This window comes from Moorena sp. SIO3B2 (assembly GCF_010692525.1).
GTDB classification, from domain to species: Bacteria; Cyanobacteriota; Cyanobacteriia; order Cyanobacteriales; family Coleofasciculaceae; genus Moorena; species Moorena producens.
In genome coordinates this window covers 1-1,282 of sequence record NZ_JAAHHE010000908.1, presented here as the reverse complement: position 1 = coordinate 1,282, position 1,282 = coordinate 1, and the positions used below count along the sequence as shown (strand labels likewise).

At 39.8% G+C, this 1,282-nt stretch carries 1 protein-coding gene; it reads right to left on the bottom strand.

Annotated elements, in window-relative coordinates; all coding sequences use genetic code 11:
• Positions 1-371: 371 nt before the first annotated feature.
• Complete coding sequence (locus F6K38_RS42275; protein WP_287360853.1) at positions 372-1,133, bottom strand: hypothetical protein; 762 nt, start codon at positions 1,131-1,133, stop codon at positions 372-374.
• Positions 1,134-1,282: the final 149 nt, after the last annotated feature.

Sequence of the window (1,282 nt, the reverse complement as noted above, 5' to 3'; positions counted from 1 at the left end):
TCATATCAAACCTCATAAACCTCATATCAAACCTCATATCAAACTTCATATAAGTACAGGGTCAACGGGGAGTAGGTCAAAATAATAGAACAAATGAACTACTTGACAAAATCACAAAAATAATTTAAATACCTTGCTTACATTGTGTGTAGCGCTATATTATTCAGCATTCTGTAGGGTGGGCATTGCCGGTTTACTTACCCAAATCCTGCCCAAATTGCTCTGAGCAATGCCCACCTACGAAGGTACCCATGGCCGGTTTCTGAACCAATGGCCACCCTAGGATTATTGTGGATTGGTGGGCATTGCCCATTTCATTGCTCGGCGTTCAATCATGATCAGGATCAGCAATGCCCACCCTACGATTCTTCCTATTCCCTACAAAAATCATGAGCCTTATTCTTAATCTTATCCATAAGATCAGTTACCTCAGCCGGAGGATTAGGCATCAGATAAATTTCCCGTAATGCATCTGACCAAAGTTGTTTGTTGATGAAATAGTTAATTCGTTTCAGAGCAATCTTATCAGCACTGGCATCTTCAGCTTTCAGGTTACTTTCTAATTCATTTAAGTCAGTGGTGATTTGATTACGCTTTTCGTCATCCATTAGACGAAAACTTCTCTTAGTAGGAAGTTGTTCTAAAGGAATTGTATTCCGCCAATAGTAATCTTTACCTGGTTTTAAAGGCTCCCCTTGATAAAGGATACTATTAGTAGTAGGCTCTAACGGTTGCTCCCACAATTGTTTTTCAGTACGATACTCACGCACCTCAATACCTTTCATTTCTCCTTGCCATAGGAATAGGGGTTGCTCACTCCAAATTTCTAAGCTTCCTTTATGATTAGAATTTGGGTCACGATCTGGTAGTTGACCAGGGGTGAGCATGCAGAGAGTTTGCTCGATAGGATTATCATATCTTGAGCTCCCTCTTGAGCCCCCTTTACCTTTGTCACGTCGCAATATATCCCAGATATCACCCCATTTTAAGGTAACTAGCTGGCCTTTAAACTGGGATAAATTCTGACCAGACTGAGGTCTTTTTACTATGGCATCAAGGGGCAGTGCAGAAGAACAGACTAGCACGACCACTGTTAGTGCCAGGGTTGATTTGTTTTGGATTAATTTAATCATAATATGCTTCCTGAATGATAATTGAATGAGTAAATAATGTTTACTATTGTTTGCGGGTAGCACTATAAGTACTAAACACTACTAAAGGCATCAAAGTAGGTAACAGTACCTTCAAGGAGATATAAACTTGTAATGAAACCAAGCAATAA